The 17,132-nt window shown below is 65.1% G+C and carries 14 protein-coding genes; 7 read left to right on the plus strand and 7 right to left on the minus strand.

Features of this window, described 5'->3' with window-relative positions:
• Positions 1-49 precede the first annotated feature (49 nt).
• From dcd to apbC, 3 genes are all read right to left on the minus strand, one after another.
• Positions 50-619, minus strand: coding sequence for a dCTP deaminase (gene dcd / locus BUS12_RS34880; RefSeq protein WP_012432068.1), 570 nt, complete (start codon positions 617-619; stop codon positions 50-52).
• Positions 620-954: 335 nt separating this feature from the next.
• A complete protein-coding gene (locus BUS12_RS34885; RefSeq protein ID WP_074302068.1) occupies positions 955-1,488 on the minus strand; it encodes a superoxide dismutase family protein in 534 nt (177 codons plus the stop codon).
• 129 nt (positions 1,489-1,617) lie between these two features.
• A complete protein-coding gene (gene apbC / locus BUS12_RS34890; RefSeq protein WP_074302069.1) occupies positions 1,618-2,706 on the minus strand; it encodes an iron-sulfur cluster carrier protein ApbC in 1,089 nt (362 codons plus the stop codon).
• Between the two features lie 266 nt (positions 2,707-2,972).
• Here apbC and BUS12_RS34895 point away from each other — a divergent pair, with 266 nt between their 5' ends.
• Both BUS12_RS34895 and metG read left to right on the plus strand, forming a co-directional pair.
• Complete coding sequence (locus BUS12_RS34895; RefSeq protein WP_074302070.1) at positions 2,973-3,623, plus strand: YiaD family glycine zipper/OmpA-like lipoprotein; 651 nt, start codon at positions 2,973-2,975, stop codon at positions 3,621-3,623.
• A 365-nt stretch (positions 3,624-3,988) separates the two neighbouring features.
• Complete coding sequence (gene metG / locus BUS12_RS34900) at positions 3,989-6,145, plus strand: methionine--tRNA ligase (RefSeq protein WP_074302071.1); 2,157 nt, start codon at positions 3,989-3,991, stop codon at positions 6,143-6,145.
• 115 nt (positions 6,146-6,260) lie between these two features.
• Here metG and BUS12_RS34905 read toward each other — a convergent pair whose 3' ends face one another.
• Positions 6,261-10,406, minus strand: a complete 4,146-nt coding sequence (locus BUS12_RS34905; RefSeq protein ID WP_074302072.1) for a translocation/assembly module TamB domain-containing protein — start codon at positions 10,404-10,406, stop codon at positions 6,261-6,263.
• 48 nt (positions 10,407-10,454) lie between these two features.
• Positions 10,455-12,272 carry an autotransporter assembly complex protein TamA gene (locus tag BUS12_RS34910; protein WP_074302742.1) on the minus strand — a complete coding sequence of 606 codons (1,818 nt, stop codon included), beginning with the start codon at positions 12,270-12,272 and terminating at the stop codon, positions 10,455-10,457.
• A gap of 357 nt (positions 12,273-12,629) precedes the next feature.
• Between BUS12_RS34910 and BUS12_RS34915 the strand changes: the two genes are divergently transcribed.
• The 4 genes from BUS12_RS34915 to panD all read left to right on the plus strand — a co-directional run bounded on the left by BUS12_RS34915 (position 12,630) and on the right by panD (position 15,192).
• On the plus strand, positions 12,630-12,815 hold the full coding sequence (locus BUS12_RS34915; protein WP_074302073.1) for a DUF3460 family protein: 186 nt from the start codon (positions 12,630-12,632) through the stop codon (positions 12,813-12,815).
• A gap of 2 nt (positions 12,816-12,817) precedes the next feature.
• The gene (locus BUS12_RS34920; RefSeq protein ID WP_074302074.1) at positions 12,818-13,690 is read left to right on the plus strand and encodes a segregation and condensation protein A; all 873 of its coding nucleotides are present in this window, start codon (positions 12,818-12,820) and stop codon (positions 13,688-13,690) included.
• Between the two features lie 232 nt (positions 13,691-13,922).
• Positions 13,923-14,756 carry a pantoate--beta-alanine ligase gene (panC, locus tag BUS12_RS34925; RefSeq protein WP_074302075.1) on the plus strand — a complete coding sequence of 278 codons (834 nt, stop codon included), beginning with the start codon at positions 13,923-13,925 and terminating at the stop codon, positions 14,754-14,756.
• Positions 14,757-14,805: 49 nt separating this feature from the next.
• Positions 14,806-15,192, plus strand: coding sequence for an aspartate 1-decarboxylase (gene panD / locus BUS12_RS34930; protein ID WP_074302076.1), 387 nt, complete (start codon positions 14,806-14,808; stop codon positions 15,190-15,192).
• 52 nt (positions 15,193-15,244) lie between these two features.
• Here the strand turns inward: panD and BUS12_RS34935 are convergent, their stop codons facing one another.
• On the minus strand, positions 15,245-15,880 hold the full coding sequence (locus BUS12_RS34935) for a ParA family protein (RefSeq protein WP_074302077.1): 636 nt from the start codon (positions 15,878-15,880) through the stop codon (positions 15,245-15,247).
• A gap of 178 nt (positions 15,881-16,058) precedes the next feature.
• Between BUS12_RS34935 and BUS12_RS34940 the strand changes: the two genes are divergently transcribed.
• A complete protein-coding gene (locus BUS12_RS34940) occupies positions 16,059-16,478 on the plus strand; it encodes a PaaI family thioesterase (RefSeq protein ID WP_074302078.1) in 420 nt (139 codons plus the stop codon).
• A gap of 117 nt (positions 16,479-16,595) precedes the next feature.
• Here the strand turns inward: BUS12_RS34940 and BUS12_RS34945 are convergent, their stop codons facing one another.
• The gene (locus BUS12_RS34945; protein ID WP_074302079.1) at positions 16,596-17,012 is read right to left on the minus strand and encodes a DoxX family protein; all 417 of its coding nucleotides are present in this window, start codon (positions 17,010-17,012) and stop codon (positions 16,596-16,598) included.
• Positions 17,013-17,132: the final 120 nt, after the last annotated feature.

The following is a 17,132-nucleotide window of genomic DNA, read 5'->3' on the forward strand; positions in this document are numbered from 1 at the left end:
AAGAGCAGCGGTCACCTGTATTTCCGGGTGGGTCAGTACGCTGCGGGCGTCACGTTTTGGGCAACGTCACGCCGTGCTGACCTTGATATTTGCCGCCGCGATCCGCGTACGACGTCTCACAAATTTCGTCGCTTTCGAAAAACAGCACCTGGGCGACGCCTTCGTTCGCGTAGATTTTCGCAGGCAAAGGTGTCGTATTTGAGAATTCGAGCGTCACGTGCCCTTCCCATTCCGGTTCGAACGGCGTGACGTTGACGATGATGCCGCAGCGCGCATAAGTGGATTTGCCCAGACACACGGTCAGGACGCTGCGCGGAATGCGGAAATACTCGACCGTGCGCGCGAGAGCGAACGAGTTCGGCGGGATGATGCAGACATCGCCCTTGAAATCGACAAACGACTTCTCGTCGAAGTTCTTCGGATCGACGATGGTTGAGTTGATATTCGTGAAGATCTTGAATTCGTCCGCGCAGCGAATGTCGTAGCCGTAGCTCGACGTGCCGTAGCTGACGATCTTCCGGCCGTCCTCGGAAACGCGCACCTGGTCGGGCGCGAACGGCTCGATCATGTTGTGCGACGCGGCCATGCGGCGGATCCACTTGTCGGATTTGATGGTCATAGTTGAACGCTGCGTGACGGATAAATTCGGGGTGAATGCGGAGTGAAATCCGGCGAAGGTCCCGTGGGGCCACGTGCTGCCGGACGAAAGGCGCTTATTTTACGCGATCGGCGCGATGCTGCCGCAACTGCGGCAAATCTGCTCTGCCAGCGTACGAGCGCGCGCCGCTCAGTGTGCGGCCGCGCGACCGCAGACCGGCCGCCGGTCGCCGCGCAACCCGGCTACGCGGGCGTTGGACGGCATCTTGACACAATTCTGCTGCGACGCAACAAGCCGCGTCGTCAGCCTGGTCTGGCGCGCACTCTGCACCATGAACATGAAGCGGCAGGCCGGCATTACTGGCGAATCACGCCGCAGGCGAGCGGCGCGCCCGCGCCGTGTTGCGGCCAGGCGTAGGGATCGGAGGCGTCGCGATGCACGACGACCGCGCGCTGCAGCACCGAGCGGATGCCGTCGAGCGATACGTCCGGCGCCACGATAAAGCCCGTGGCCACACCGTTCGAATCCGCATGAATATTGCCGAGATCGCCTTCGACGCGCGCGCCCATCTTCAGCCGCTCGGCCGCCGGGGCGAATACCGCGCCCGCGCTCGAACCGTCTACCGAATTGCAGTCGCCGCGCTCGTGCACCTGCAGGGCGTGGTCGCTATCGGGCGGCAAGCCGGAAAGGTTGTAGGTCACCTGTACGCCGTCCGAACGCTCGATGAAAGTCACCAGACCGCGCGTCTGGCTTCCCACGGCCGGCACCAGTTGTGCCTCGGCGCGTTTTTCCTGTGGTCTCAGGAATGCAGTGCAGCCGCATAACAGCAGACTGCTGGCAGCCAGGACGATGAACGCATGCACCGCCTGCCCGTCGATTCGTTTTCCCATGCGATCCTCTTGTCGACCGCCGGCCGCCCCTGCGGTCGCCGAGCCGAACCTGATGAAGTCGACATGATACCGCGAGCGGAGGCGCGTTTTACGCCTTCCGCCCGCCTCACCTGCCCCGCATAAGGCGTTTCAGGTGTTCTGGACAACGATATTGGGAAACTTCGAGGTCATGTCGCGGGCCCGCTCGGCGATATGGATCGCCACCTTGCGCGCGATCGAGCGGTAAATCCCGGCGATGCGCCCGTCCGGATCGGCCACCACGGTCGGCCGGCCGGAGTCGGCCTGCTCGCGGATGCCGATGTCGAGCGGCAAACTCCCGAGCACCTCCACACCATATTCCTTAGCCATCCGGTCGCCGCCGCCCGCGCCGAAGATGTGCTCTTCGTGACCGCAGTTCGAGCAGATATGCGTGCCCATGTTCTCGACGATGCCGAGGATCGGAATGCCGACCTTCTCGAACATCTTGAGGCCTTTCTTCGCGTCGAGCAGCGCGATGTCCTGCGGCGTGGTGACGATCACCGCGCCCGTCACCGGCACGCGCTGCGAGAGCGTGAGCTGGATGTCGCCGGTGCCCGGCGGCATGTCGACGATCAGGTAGTCGAGATCTTCCCAGTTTGTCTGCCGCAGCAGTTGTTCGAGTGCGGAAGTCGCCATCGGGCCGCGCCACACCATCGGATTGTCCTGCTCGATCAGAAAGCCGATCGAGTTGGCCTGCATGCCGTGGCCGCGCATCGGATTCATGGACTGGCCGTCCTGCGATTCGGGGCGGCCCTCGATGCCGAGCATCATGGGCAGCGAAGGACCGTAGATGTCGGCATCCAGAATGCCTACCGAGGCGCCGTCGCTCGCGAGCGCCAGCGCCAGGTTCACCGCGGTCGTGCTCTTGCCGACCCCGCCCTTGCCCGACGCCACCGCGACGATGTTCTTCACATTCGGCAACAGTTTCACGCCGCGCTGCACGGTATGCGCCGCGATCTGCTGCGACACCTGCACACGCGCTTCGGCGACGCCCGGCACGGCGCGCAACGCGTCTTCAACCAGCGTGCGGAGCGCTTCAAACTGACGTTTGGCCGGATAGCCGAGTACCAGGTCGACGCTAACCGTGGCACCATCAATAGCGGTGTTCTTGAGATTTTTCGCCGCCGCAAACGGGCGGCCCGTGTTGGGGTCAGCGACGCTCGCGAGGGCGGCGTCGACCAATGCCCGATCAATGCTCATTGAGACTCCGTGGGGAACACTTGGGGCGCGGCCGAATCGAAGTTTCGGCCACCGTCCGGAAATTGAAAGAAATTGTTATGCGGCATTGCGAAAATCGGCCTTGCCGGGCACCCTTCGGCAGCAGCAGGCTAGAGGGTCGCATCGCTGCTCGCTTCAGACATCATTGTAGTGGCTGGCGCCAAGCCGTGCCGGAAGACCCTTCTTCGTGCAGTTGCTGTCCGGTCTCCATTGCGGTCGACCCGCTTTAATAATCAAGAGGATTCAAAATGAACGCAAAAGTCATGACTCGCTTCGCAGTATTCGCAGTAGCCGGCTCGCTGCTGGCAGGCTGCGCAACCCAGCAAGGCACCAACACCGCCGTCGGTACAGGCGTGGGTGCCGGCACGGGCGCCGCGCTCGGCGCGATCTTCGGCGGCGGTAAGGGCGCGGCCATCGGCGCCGGCGTCGGCGCTGCGGTGGGCGGCATCACCGGCTACAACTGGCAGGCCATCCACAACAAGCTGTCGGGCGCCACCAAGGGCACGGGCACGCAGATCACCGAACAGCCGGACGGTTCGCTCAAGCTGAACATCCCGAGCTCGGTCACGTTCGACACGAACAGCTACGCCATCAAGCCGTCGTTCGCACCGGTGCTCGATCAACTGTCGCAGACCTTGACGCAGAATCCGGAAATCATCGCGCAAGTGGTGGGCTATACGGACAGCACCGGTTCGCCGGCGTATAACCAGACGCTGTCGGTCAACCGTGCGCAAAGCGTGACCGGCTACCTCGGCCAGCGCGGCATCAATCCGCAGCGCCTGTCGGCAGAAGGCATGGGTCAGAACAATCCGGTTGCCGACAACAACACGGATGCCGGCCGTGCCGCGAACCGTCGCGTGGAAATCTATCTGCGCGCCACCGCTCAGCACGCTCAGTAACAGCTAACCAAGGTGGGAATGGGCTGACGGGCAGGACGGCCGGGGTAGACGTTCCCGGCCGGTAAAAACCGCCCGAAAGGGCAGTAGCAGGTTGCATGGAGAGTCCCCGCGGGTTTCCCGCTGTCTCCATCCGCGAGTCGAAAAAAATTTCGAACTCTCCGGAAAATCCGCTGTCTGTCTTTACGGTACGTGCGTGGCTATGCCGCCGCGGCACCATTCTCCTCTTGTCGTTGTTGCTCCGGGGCCCATAGCCCCGGTTTTTTTTGGTGCCGGCTCCGCGCGCCAGAGCCGGTCAAGCTGGGCTGCTCGCCGCGCCCGCCCTGCTAGAATCGAAGTTTCGTCTCTCGCAAGCCCTCACACTCCCTATGTCAGCACCCGCAACCGGTCTCCCCGCAGGCGCGCCGTCCGGCCGTCGCCAGATTCTCGTCACGTCGGCCCTTCCGTATGCGAACGGGCAAATCCATATCGGCCATCTGGTCGAATATATCCAGACGGACATCTGGGTCCGGACGCTGCGAATGCACGGGCACGAGGTCTACTACGTCGGCGCCGACGACACGCACGGCACGCCGATCATGCTGCGGGCGGAAAAGGAAGGCATCACGCCGAAGCAACTGATCGACCGCGTCTGGCAAGAGCACAAGCGCGACTTCGACAGCTTCGGCATTTCCTTCGACAATTACTATTCGACCGACTCCGAAGAGAACCGGGTTCTGAGCGAATCCGTCTATACGGCGCTCAGGGATGCGGGCCTGATCGAGGCACGCGACATCGAACAGGCCTACGACCCGGTCAAGGAAATGTTCCTGCCGGACCGCTTCATCAAGGGCGAGTGCCCGAAGTGCGGCGCGAAAGACCAGTACGGCGACAATTGCGAAGTGTGCGGTTCGACCTACCAGCCCACCGAGCTGATCAACCCGTACTCGGTGGTGTCGGGCGCCACGCCGATCCGCAAGACTTCGACGCACTATTTCTTCCGTCTCTCGGATCCGCGTTGCGAGAATTTCCTGCGCGGCTGGGTCGGCGGTCTGGCGCAGCCCGAAGCCACCAACAAGATGCGCGAATGGCTCGGCGACGCCGGCGAAGCCAGGCTCGCCGACTGGGATATCTCGCGCGACGCGCCGTACTTCGGCTTCGAGATTCCGGGCGCGCCGGGCAAGTACTTTTATGTGTGGCTTGATGCGCCGGTCGGCTATTACGCGAGCTTCAAGAACCTTGCCGAAAAGCGCGGCATCGATTTCGACGCGTGGATCCGCAAAGGCTCGACAGCGGAGCAGTACCACTTCATCGGCAAAGACATCCTGTACTTCCACACGCTGTTCTGGCCGGCCATGCTCGAATTCTCGGGTCATCGCACGCCGACCAACGTGTTCGCGCACGGCTTCCTGACCGTGGACGGCGCGAAGATGTCGAAGTCGCGCGGCACCTTCATCACGGCGCAAAGCGTGATCGACACCGGCCTGAACCCGGAATGGCTGCGCTACTACTTCGCGGCCAAGCTCAACAGCACGATGGAAGACCTCGACCTGAACCTCGACGACTTCCAGGCGCGCGTGAACAGCGATCTGGTCGGCAAGTACGTGAACATCGCGAGCCGTGCGGCGGGCTTCCTGATCAAGCGTTTCGACGGCCGCGTCCAGGACAGCGCGATGCAGCATCCGCTGCTCGGTACGCTGCGCGAAGCGGTTCCGCAGATCGCGGCCAACTACGAAGCACGCGAGTACAACCGCGCGCTGCGCCAGACCATGGAACTGGCCGACACGGTGAACGCCTACGTCGACACGGCCAAGCCGTGGGATCAGGCGAAAGACCCGGCCAACTCGGTCGCCCTGCATGAAACCTGCAGCGTCAGCGTCGAGGCGTTCCGCCTGCTGTCGCTCGCGCTGAAGCCGGTGCTGCCGAAGCTCGCGGAAGCCGTCGAAGGATTCCTCGGCATCGAGCCGCTCAAATGGTCCGACGTCGCGGTGCCGCTCAGCTCCGCGCATCCGATCAACGCGTACAAGCATCTGATGACGCGCGTCGATCCGAAGCAGATCGACGCGCTGCTGGCCGCGAACCGCGATTCGCTGCAGGCCACTGACGCTGCGGCGCCTGCGGACGCGACAACCAAGGCTAACGCCAAGTCCAAAGCGAAGGCGGCGGCTCCGGCAGCTACAGCCGGCGCTGAAGACGACGGCTCCGGCATCATCTCGATCGACGACTTTGCGAAGATCGACCTGCGCATTGCGAAGATCGTCGACTGCCGTGCGGTGGAAGGCTCGGACAAGCTGCTGCAACTGACACTCGACGTCGGCGAGGAAAAAACCCGCAACGTGTTCTCCGGCATCAAGTCGGCGTATCAGCCGGAGCAACTGATCGGCAAGCTAACGGTGATGGTGGCGAACCTCGCGCCGCGCAAGATGAAGTTCGGCCTGTCCGAAGGGATGGTGCTGGCGGCGTCCGCCACTGACGAGAAAGCCGAACCGGGTCTCTACATCCTCGAACCGCACAGCGGTGCGAAGCCGGGCATGCGGGTGAAATAAGCCACAGCAGGTTTCGGCGCGCCGGCAACGGCGCGTCTTCAAAATCAATCAATATTGAACCCAGGCCCACGCCCACACGCCGCGTTCTCCGCAAGCGGAACGCGGCGTACCGCGCTCACCACCTGATCCGGTCGAAGCGCCGCGTGTAGAACAGCGTACCGCCCTGGAAAGTGCCGCCATACGCCACCACCGACCAGTAGCGCGTCAGGTTGACGGTCGCCTTGATCGCGTTGCTGGCCGACTGCAGGCCCTGTTCATAACCGAGTACCAGCCACTGGCTGAGCGCCTTCGATACCATCACCACCTGCGGATCGGTCAACCCCACATCGCTCGTGCCGATCGAAAACTCGTCGAGCCCGAAGGTCTGCGCAATCCGCTTGCCCTGAGAATTGCCGAGCAACGCGAGCGCGGTCGTCATGCTGCTCTGCTGCCCGAGGTTGTTGCCCTGGTCGGTGCCGTGGCCGAACAGCAGCCAGGAGAGCTTTTCGTTGTCGGGCACGTTCGGCTCGGAGACGAGCTTGGCGACCGGCGCGTCGACCGTACCGGTCACCTGCACGCCGGCCTCGATCTGCTGGTTGCGCCGCATGGCGAGAATGTTGATGCCGGGGTTCGCCACCGGACCGTTGAACGTGAAGAAGCCGTTTTCGATACCGAGCTTGCGGCCGAACGCCGTGTAGGTCGAGCCTTCGGTCACGCGCACATTGCCGACGGCGCGCAGCGGCAGATCCGGCGCGCTTAGCGCGGTGATGGTGCCGGTCAGGCCGAGGTCCGCGCCCTGACCGCGGAAACGGAAATTCTTGCCCAGGTCGATGTCGATGCTGGCATGCGGCGCGAAGCGGCCGACCGGCTTGTCGGTGGCCGCCACGCCCGGCGCCGTCTCGCCGGGGATCGTGCCGTCGGGGCGCACGATCACCACGTCGTCGCCGAGCTTCGGCGCGGCCTGCTCCGGCATGTCGAAGAGCGCGCGATCGACCGTGAACTTGCCGTTGATATCCATGGCGCCCAGGTGGCCGCCGTTCGCCACCGTGGCGCTGCCCGACAGCGACAGCTTGCGGTCCGGCGCGGCAAACACTTCGAGCTTGTCGGCGACGATGCTCGCGGTCAGGTCGGGTTCCGCGCCGTCGAGGCGCACCCGGCCGGAGGCGCGCAGCGTACCGCTCGCGCCGTGGAATTCGACCTGCTGGAAGTCCACCAGATTCTGCGACAGCGCAATCCGGATCACACCGTCCTTCAGTTGCACGCCCTGATCGACCATGGTGGCCGACAGGCCGTCGCCCAACAGCGAGCCCGACAGATTCGGCTTGGCCACCGTGCCGCCGAGCGCGAGCTTCAGCGCGAGGTGGCCGTCGAGCACATAGCTCGGGCCGAACAGGCCACCGGTGGTTTTCAGCGACGGGAGGTTCGCGTTGACGTTGCCGGTCACCGGCGCTTCTTCGTTCACGCCCAGCACGCCGTCGTTCATCGCCAGCGTCGTATGGGCATCCGCGTCGATCACGCCGAGCCGGCTCGCCTGGGCGTGGACCGTGGCGTTCAACCGGTTGCCGGCGCTGAAGTCGGCGCGGGCGGCCAGATCAGTGATGCCGAGCGCCGCCAGTCCGCGGCCGATCTCGACCGTCACGTCGCCGCCGCGGCGCTTCAACTGGATGTGGCCGCTCGCCGTGTTGCCGAGCGCGAAGTCCCAGTCGCCGTCGAATACGAGATCGGTCTTCACCGGCGGCGGCTCGCCGGTGATTTCCTGACGCAGCGCGAGGAGCCGCGTGAGCGAGATATCGGTCAGCGATCCGGTGGACTGGATGCGCCCGTGGTCCAGTGCGAACGACTTCAGGTCGAGCACCGCGCCTTCCAGCGTGAGCCGGGTTGCGCCGAGCGTCACGTGATTGGGCGCGGCGCTGATGGTGAGCGGCGCTTCGAGATTGAGCGCGGGCGTGCCGCGATTCTGCAACTGCGTCACCGTGCCGTCCCAGCGCGTGCCGTCGCGGGTATCGGAGAGGCCGCCGTGGGCCGCGAGCGACACGTCGAGTGGACGCTGGTACACCTTGCCGCTCGCCTGCGCTTCCAGCGTGTGCTTCGCGCGGGTGCCGTTCAGGCGCGCGCTGAGTGTCGCGAGCTCGACCCCTTCGGCGCTCAGGTCGCGCGCGTCGGTCGTGAAGACGAGCGCGCCGTTCGCGCCGTCGCGCAATTCGGCGTGGCCTTCCGCGTGACCGAGCCGGTTCGCGCCGAACACGACGCTGTCGGCCTTGTAGTTCAGCGTGACGTTCGGATGAGCGAACGAGCCTGTGACGTCGCCGTCGGCTGCCACAATGCCTGCCAGTCCAAAACCGAGCCGCTCGAGTTGCGGCGCGTCGACGTTGAAGCGCAAACGGTCGCCGGGCGCGCCGAAGCTGCCTTGCAAACTCACCTGGTTGCCCGCCACCGAGAGGCTCGCCTTGCTCGGCAAAATGCGCGAGCCGGCCAGTTGGACCGTGCCGCCGCCCGTCAACGGCAAGCCGTCATAGACGCTCTCGCCGAGCTTGAAATCGGCCTTGGTCGTAAAGGTAGGACCGAGCACACCGGCTGCGTTGATCGTACCGTTGACGCGCGCTTCGATCTTGCGCGACGGCGCGGCGCTTGCCTGCTTCGCTGCGCGTTTCGCCTCCGCGGCCTTGGCCGCCACCTTGGCTGGCGCATTCGGCGTTGCGGTGGCGGGGCCGGCAACCGGTGCGCGCGACGGCATCCGCGAGGTCAGCCCGAGCGGATCGAAATCGGTCAGTTGTGCTTTCAGGTTATAGGTCGAACTCGCGTCGTGCTTGATCGCGCCGGACAGATCGATGTGGCCGCGTCCCGAGGTGATCTTCACGTCGTTAAAGCTCATGCGCGCCGGATCGAACGTCACCTTGCCTTGCGCGCGCAGCGCCGCCTTCGGATCGGCGAGATCGAGCGTGATGCTCTGCACGTCGTCGTTCAGGCGAATGGCGATGGGGCCGGCGAGCTGGGTGGGCCGCACGCTCGCTTCCAGCGCGTTCAGGTCCAGTCCGGCCACCTGCAGGTCGAGCTGGCCATGCTTGCCGGACAGCGCGCCGGCGCCGGTGACGGTGGCGTTCCTCACGAGCCGCAGGTTGAGGTTCGAGAGGCTCTGCGCGTGCGCGTCGAGCCGTACGTCGGCATGCGCGTCGATGAGCGGCAACAGGTTCTGGTCGACCGCGCCCGGTTTCGCATTGACGATCGACACCTGGCCGCCGACCACGAAGCCAGCGGGCGCTGCCGATCCATGGGGGGCCGCGGGCGCGCTGGCGGCACTCGCCGCGGCGCCGGCGCCTGCCGTCTCCGCGACCACTGGCTGCAACTCCGCCCGCACCGCCAGATCGGCGAGCGGCGCGCCGGGCGCAAACGCCTGCGGATTGATGTGGTCGAAGGTCAGCGTCGCGCGTTGCAGCGGCACGGCGGCAAACGGCGCCGCTTCGATGCGCGCGTGTCCGGCGAGCTTCATGCCGCTCGCGTCCAGTTCGCCCACCAGGGCTTCGAGCGACCCCGTCAGATGGCCGCCCACCTGCACCGGCTCTGCGTTGACCTTGCCCGAATAACCGATGTCGCCCGTCAGCGCGAACGGCCGCACGCCATCGAGTTTCGCCGCCGCCGTCACCGAGCCGAACGGCGTCTCCAGCCGGTCGATGGAGGCCTCGTGATGCACCCCGTCGCTGCGGCCATGGAACAGGAAACGCGAAAACTCCGTGGTCGACCCGCCTTCATGCAACAGCAGCGCGTCGATCCGCAGATCGCGCACTTCGAGCTGCATCGGCAAGCGCAGATCCTGCGGCAAGCTCATCGGGCCGCTGCTCGGCGACGAGGATGAACCGATGCGCGCGTCGATCGTGCCGATATGCAGGTAGTCGACCGCAAAGCGCCACGGATGCCCCGTCAGCGCCCAACGCCCGTCGATGCTGTCCACCTTGATGTCGGTGCCGCTGCCGTCGAAACTGCGCCACTCGACCCGCTGCAGCCGTACGCCGGTTGCGAGCGCACCGCCCTTCAGCTCGCCGGAGAGGCGGCCGCCCAGCAGCTTGACGGCCGCCTGCCAGGCGTACGCCGTGCCGCGTTCGGTTGCTACCGCGCCGTACAACACCCCGGCCGCCAGCGCGACGAGTAGCACCGGCACGCCCATCGCCCACGCGAGCGCCTTCCACAGCCGCCGCCCGCGACGGGCGGGCGGCGGCGTGCCGGGACCGCCCGGCGTGGCGTCACCGGGCGTCTGCGAAGCGGGGTTGGCGGAAGCATCCGTCGTCATACTCGAACCATGCGAATCAGGCCAGTCAAGTCAAAATAAGGTCAAAGGTCAGAAGGCAATGCCCAGCGTCAGGTAAGGCCGGAAGTCCTTGTCGCGAATCCCGTAGGCCAGGTCGACGTTCACCGGGCCGACCGGACTGCGCCAGCGCGCACCGAACCCGACACCCGGGTAGAACACTTTCTCGTGCCAGGTATCGGTGGCGGTGCCGACATCGAAGAACAGCGCGCCGCCCCAGTCATGGGTGAACCAGTGCTGATATTCCGTCGTGCCGGTGACGAGGTACTTGGTGGGCAGCACCGAGCCGTCGACGCTGTTACCGATGCTCTGATAACCATAGCCGCGCACCGAATTCGAGCCACCCGCGCGGAACAGCAGCGAAGCCGGTACGCCGTTCGAACTGCCGGCCGTGAACACGCCGCCCAGTTCGGCGCGGAACAGCACCAGGTCTTCCTTGCCGATCGGGATGTACTGCTGGCCACGTGCGTAGATGCGGCCGAAGGTCTGGTCGGTCGCCACGCCCTTGACCGCGAATCCCGCTTCGACGTGAATCAGGTTGCCGGAGCGCGGGAACAGCGGATCGTCGGTGTTGCGGCGCGTCCATGTCCATGCCGGCACCAGCGCGCGGCTGGTGGTCGGCCCCACCGCGTTCTGGTCGAGCCGGTCCTGGTAATACAGGATCGAATAGCCGTAGTCGAGGTACTGCGAGGTGCGGGTAGTCTGCACCCCGGCGCGAATGCTGTAGATGCGCGTGTCCGAGACGTCGGTGGTCGTGTAGGACGCCAGCACGCTGTTGGTCCACGCGCGTTCGCCCGGCGGCATGGAAAGCTGGATCTGGCCGAACTGCTCGATCTGGTCGATCCGGCCGCCCACCGTGAACGGGTAGGCCTTGCCGAAGGTGTCGAGGTACGAGTAATTGCCCTGGACCTGCGGACCGGTGTCGGTCGCATAGCCCACCCCGCCGCGGATGCTGTTGTACGGATACTCGCTGACCTTCACCCGCACCGGCGTCTCGAGCGGCTTGGTGGGGTCGTCGCCGACGTCGATGGCGACGCTCGCGTAATACGGCGTGTTCTGCAACTGGCGCTGCAATTCGGCGACGCGCTGCACGTCGTAGATCGCGCCGACCGAAATCGGGTTCACGTTATCGACGATCTGCTCGGGGTAGCGGCGCGTGCCGGACACTTCGAGCTTGCCCATCGTGAAGGTCGGCCCGCTGTCGAACACCACCGTCAGCTTTGCCTGATGCGTACGCGGGTCGATGCGCGCCTCGGAGCGGGAAATCTTCGCGGCCACGTAGCGGCGCGCCTGCAGGGCTTTCAGCGCGGCGTTCTTGGCGTCGTCCCAGCCCCCTTGCGAGAAGGCGTCGCCCTCGTGCAGCGAAAAGGCAAAGCGCGTGGCGTTTTCCTGGGCCGGGTCTTCGGTCAGCACCGGCCCGTGAAACGACAGCGCAATCGAAGAAATGGTGGTTTGCGGACCGGGATCCACGCTCACGGTGACGCGCTTCTTGCCGTCCACGGTGCGCACGTCGGTGCGCACCACCGGCGAGAAATAGCCGGCGGTCGCGGTCAGGTCGCGCACCTGCTGCGGCGTTGCAGTGACGAGAAAGCCGAACTGGTCGTCGCTGATATCGTCGCGTTTGGCGAAGCGGGCGATATCCAGATGCTCTTCGAGCAGCTTGCGCACGGCGCGGGGCTTGGCCTCGATGTCCACCTTGTAGGCCGCGCGCGCCTCCCCGCCGAGGCACGCCAGCCAGACGATGCCGAACACCAGCCAGGCGCGCAGCAACCGCGACGCGGCCGGCGCGCGGCGCGCGAGCCGCCCCTGCCGCCTATCCGGTTTGCCCTTGCGCACCCACGACGGTTCGATCGCACAACCCGCCAAACAGGACCTCCGCGGCCGTTGTTGATGAATGATTCGACTTGCCGGCCACCGCGGCGGCCTGAAGCTCGCTATTTGACCACATCGGCGCCGCCTCGCGATCATCTCGAAATTGGCGGCGCAGCCCCCTCGGAGATCCGGCAGACGCCCCGCCGATGCCCTGTGCATGCGCTTGCCGGCCGACGTCGGCGCGGGCCCTTTGGCGCAGCGCGCCCGCCTTGGACGTGGCGGCCGGGCCGATGTTCCGCGAGTTTTCGACCGCGGGCGGCGCTTGCGGTAAAATTGCGATTGACACGCGCGACGGTCGCAACGGCTGCCGCCACTTCCCTATACGGACGTTGAGCCATGTATCAATCGGACATCACGCAGTTCCTGAATCAGCTGAAGCAACAAAAGCCCACTCTGGAGGCGGAGCAGCGCCGCGGCCGCTCGCTGCTGTGGGACAAGCAGCCGATCGACCTCGAAGAGCGCGCCGAGCAGCAAGCCTCGCGCGTGCAACAGACCTCCTACCAGTACTACCAGAACTTCTGAGCGTGAGCACCGCCGACGAGGCCCGCGCCGCGAAGGCGCAGCCCGACGCTGCGCTCGCCGCGCCCAAGACCGACTCGACGCCCGATACCGTCGACGGTATTGCGTTCGCGCGCCTGTACGGCGAGCCGCTCTTCAAGCTGCCGACGGACCTGTACATCCCGCCGGACGCGCTCGAAGTCTTCCTTGAAACGTTCGAAGGCCCGCTGGATCTGTTGCTGTACCTGATCCGCAAGCAGAACTTCAACGTGCTCGACATCCCAATGGCGGACGTCACCACGCAGTATCTGGGCTACGTCGAGCAACTGCGGGAAACCAACCTCGAGCTCGCGTCCGAATACCTGCTGATGGCAGCGATGCTGATCGAGATCAAGTCGCGCATGCTGCTGCCGGTCAAGAAGGCGGACACCGGCGAGGAAGCCGAAGACCCGCGCGCCGAACTCGTGCGGCGTCTGCTCGAATACGAGCAGATGAAGCTCGCGGCGCAACGGATCGACCATTTGCCGCAACTGGGCCGCGACTTCCTGCGCGCCGACGTCTACATCGAGCAAAGCATCACGCCGCGTTTTCCGGACGTGAACAGCGAAGATCTGCGCGCCGCCTGGGCCGACGTGATCAAGCGCGCCAAGCTCGTGCAGCATCACCGCATCTCGCGCGAGGAGCTGTCGGTGCGCGAACACATGAGCGTGATCCTGCGGCGTCTGCAGAACACACGCTTCATGGAGTTTTCGGAGCTGTTCGACACGACGCGCGGCGTGCCGGTGGTGGTGGTGAACTTCATCGCCATGCTGGAGTTGTCGCGCGAATCGCTGATCGAGATCACCCAGGCCGAACCCTTCGCGCCGATCTACGTGCGGCTGGCCTACCTGCCGGCATAAGCGGTCCACAGGCCTTTGCCGGCGGTCGCGGCGGCGCTGATGCTGCAGTCCGTCCGCCGGAGCACACTAGAGGCACGCCTCGTTTCGGTGCGCCCCACGCGCAAATCCACTACAATCCCGCGCTCCGAACCCGTCATCACCGGAACGGGAGCCCGGCAGGGCCAAATGGGGTGAATACACCCTTTCTGTGTCTGCCGGATCCTGCGCCGCGCGAGGAAAACACCGTCCGATCATGAAAGTCATCAGCTCGATCCACGAATTGCGCGACCAGTTGCGCGGCCAGAACCGCACTGCGTTCGTCCCGACGATGGGCAATCTGCACGAAGGCCACCTCTCGCTGATGCGCCTCGCGCGCCAGCACGGCGACCCGGTGGTGGCGAGCATCTTCGTCAACCGGCTGCAATTCGGGCCGAACGAGGATTTCGACAAGTATCCGCGCACGCTCGAAGCCGACATCGAGAAGCTGCAAAAAGAGAACGTCTACGTGCTGTTCGCACCGACGGAGCGCGATCTCTACCCGGAGCCGCAGCAGTACCGCGTGCATCCGCCGCACGATCTGGGCGACATCCTCGAAGGCGAATTCCGCCCGGGCTTCTTCCAGGGCGTGTGTACCGTCGTGATGAAGCTGATGTCGTGCGTGCAGCCGCGCGTCGCCGTGTTCGGCAAGAAGGATTACCAGCAGTTGATGATCGTGCGCCAGATGTGCCACCAGTTCGCGCTGCCGACCGAAATCGTCGCCGCCGAAACCGTGCGCGACGCCGACGGCCTCGCGCTCAGCTCGCGCAACCGCTATCTGCAGGCGGCCGAGCGCGCCGAAGCGCCGAAGCTCGCCATCGAGCTGAACCGCGTGCGCGACGCCGTGCTGGCCGGCAACCGCGATTTCGCCGCCATCGAGCGCGAAGCCATGGCGGCGCTCGCCGCGCGCGGCTGGCAGCCGGACTATATCGCCGTGCGCAAGCGCGTCGACCTGCTGCCGCCCACGGCGCAGGACATCGACGCGCCGCTCGTCGTGCTCGCGGCGGCCAAGCTGGGCGCCACGCGGCTCATCGACAACCTCGAAATCTGACGCTTTCTCAAGCGCACCGAACCAGAAAAGCACCCTAAGGGACCGGTCAATGCAACGTCACATGCTGAAATCGAAGATCCATCGCGTCGCCGTCACGCATTGCGAGCTGCACTACGAAGGCTCGTGCGCGATCGACGAAGATCTGCTGGAAGCCGCGAATATCGTCGAGAACGAACGCATCGACATCTGGAACATCAACAACGGCGAGCGTTTCTCGACCTACGCGATCAAGGGCGAACGCGGCAGCGGGATGATTTCGCTGAACGGTTCGGCGGCGCGGCGCGCGCAACTGGGCGACCTGGTGATCATCGCGGCGTTCGCGACGGTGGATGAGGCCGAACTGAAAGCCGGCTGGAAGCCGGACCTGGTGTTCGTCGACGATAACAACAGGATCAAGGGCAGCCGCGATCACGTGCCCACGCAAAGCTGGACCTGACGCGGCGGGCGTTGGATTCGGGCGGGCCGCCCTGCCACGGCCCGCTTGACGCTTAAGCTTTCGGCTTGCGTTCCAGCCATTCTACGATCGGCTGCCACTGCTCCAGATCCTTTTCGACCCGGCTTTTCGCCACATCCCACAGCGTCAGGCCGTGCGCGGCCAGTTGCACGTAGTTCTGCGTATCGCGCAGGTAGCCCAGCACCGGCAACTCCAGGCCCTCGACGAAGCGGTGCAACTGCTCGGCCGAGCGCGTGCGCGCATCCACCCGCATCCCCACCACGCCGATTTCGATGCCGCCTTTCCTCACCGCCTTTTCCTTGGCGAGGCGCTCGAGAAATTCCTGGGTGGCGAGAATATCGAACAGCGACGGCTGGAGCGGCACGATCACCTTGTCGGCCAGTTCCAGCGCGATGCCGAGGCGATTGCCGTGCAAGCCGGCGGGCGTGTCGATCACGGCGTGTTCCAGCCCTTTGGGCGGCTTCGTGGGCGTCTCCGGGTCGACTTCCCAGACTTCGATCGCCGGCAGCGTGGCGGGCCGCAATTCCAGCCAGGCATGGGCCGACTGCTGCTTGTCCAGATCCGCCAGCGCCACCCACTCGCCGGCGGCTGCGAAATAGCCGGCCAGATTGGTCGACAGCGTGCTTTTGCCCACGCCGCCCTTAGGATTGGCCACCACGATTACCGTCATGAATACTCCCGGGAAGAAGGCTGGCACAGCCAGCCGGTTTGCCGCTTCTGCTTCTATCTAGCCTGGTGTTGCGTCGACCCCGTCGATCCAGCCGTTGATAATATCGACAAAATCAGCCTGGCCGAAACCCCCGAAACGCGATTTAAGGCGTCATTCTTACAGAAAGGAGCGAAATACCATGAGCAAACTGCGCGCGAGCTGCACGATCGACAGTCTTCACGAGCGCCAGCGGGGCACGCTCCCCGACCTGCTGGGCGTGCGGGTGATCGCGCTGGAGCAGGGCTCGCTCACCGCCGAGCTGACCGTGCGCCCCGAGCTGCTGGCGCCCAACGGCTTTCTGCATGCGGCCACGGTCATCGGTCTGGCGGACACGGCGTGCGGCTACGCCTGCATCGCGCATCTGCCGGAGACGGCCCGTAGTTTTACCACCATCGAGCTGAAGAGCAACTTTCTCGGCACGTGCATCGAGGGTACGGTGCGCGCGGTCGCCAAGGGCGTGCATCTGGGACGGACGACGCAGGTGTGGGACGCGACGGTGGTCGATCCGAACGGCAAGACGATCGCGTTGTTCCGGTGTACGCAGATGGTGTTGGTGTGAGGCGCGCCGGCGCCGTACATTGCACGGCGCCGTGCTGAAACCACAAAACCCCTTCGGACTGCTGGTCCGAAGGGGTTTCCAGGACCCACTCCTTTAGTCCTGCCGCTTCAAGTCATCTCAAGCCGGCACCGCCCGCGGCGCCTTCGCCCCGCCCAGCGCCACCACACCGCTGCCGAGCAGCGACTGCACCACCAGCGTCACCGCCCAGAAAGCCGGATATTCCCAGCCGCCGTTCGGCGAAGCGAAGCCCCAACCGTTGTGCAAGTGAGCCGACATGGCGCCCAGCATGAACGGCAGCAGCACCAGCGCCACCCAGCGCACCTGCACGCCGAGCAGCAACGCGATCCCGCCCGCCAGTTCGACAAAAGCCGTCACATAGCCGAGCCAACCCGGCAAACCGAGCGATTCGAAGAAATGCGCCGTGCCCGGCAGCGTGAAAACGAAAATCTTCTGCAGGCTGTGCGCGAGGTACAGGACGCCCAGCGCGAGACGCAGGAGCGTGGCGGCCAGATCGGCCGAACGGTTCGAGTTCATCAAGAGTCCTTGTCAGTTGAGTGGGACGACGCCTACGCGCGCGCCGTCGATAGACCGGACTGTATTCGAACCATGGAAAGGGAAAAACCGCCGCTCAGGCTTAGATTATTTCCTCACAGG

The sequence above is a fragment of the Paraburkholderia phenazinium genome, from assembly GCF_900142845.1.
GTDB classification, from domain to species: Bacteria; Pseudomonadota; Gammaproteobacteria; order Burkholderiales; family Burkholderiaceae; genus Paraburkholderia; species Paraburkholderia phenazinium_A.

Bases quoted from the DNA above. Each gene is read 5' to 3' on its own strand.
- BUS12_RS34940 (WP_074302078.1), top strand. From the start codon at position 16,059: ATGAGCAAACTGCGCGCGAGCTGCACGATCGACAGTCTTCACGAGCGC.
- BUS12_RS34915 (WP_074302073.1), top strand. From the start codon at position 12,630: ATGTATCAATCGGACATCACGCAGTTCCTGAATCAGCTGAAGCAACAA.
- BUS12_RS34905 (WP_074302072.1), bottom strand. From the start codon at position 10,406: ATGACGACGGATGCTTCCGCCAACCCCGCTTCGCAGACGCCCGGTGAC.
- BUS12_RS34935 (WP_074302077.1), bottom strand. From the start codon at position 15,880: ATGACGGTAATCGTGGTGGCCAATCCTAAGGGCGGCGTGGGCAAAAGC.
- BUS12_RS34895 (WP_074302070.1), top strand. From the start codon at position 2,973: ATGAACGCAAAAGTCATGACTCGCTTCGCAGTATTCGCAGTAGCCGGC.
- BUS12_RS34945 (WP_074302079.1), bottom strand. From the start codon at position 17,012: ATGAACTCGAACCGTTCGGCCGATCTGGCCGCCACGCTCCTGCGTCTC.
- panD (WP_074302076.1), top strand. From the start codon at position 14,806: ATGCAACGTCACATGCTGAAATCGAAGATCCATCGCGTCGCCGTCACG.
- panC (WP_074302075.1), top strand. From the start codon at position 13,923: ATGAAAGTCATCAGCTCGATCCACGAATTGCGCGACCAGTTGCGCGGC.
- apbC (WP_074302069.1), bottom strand. From the start codon at position 2,706: ATGAGCATTGATCGGGCATTGGTCGACGCCGCCCTCGCGAGCGTCGCT.
- dcd (WP_012432068.1), bottom strand. From the start codon at position 619: ATGACCATCAAATCCGACAAGTGGATCCGCCGCATGGCCGCGTCGCAC.
- metG (WP_074302071.1), top strand. From the start codon at position 3,989: ATGTCAGCACCCGCAACCGGTCTCCCCGCAGGCGCGCCGTCCGGCCGT.
- BUS12_RS34885 (WP_074302068.1), bottom strand. From the start codon at position 1,488: ATGGGAAAACGAATCGACGGGCAGGCGGTGCATGCGTTCATCGTCCTG.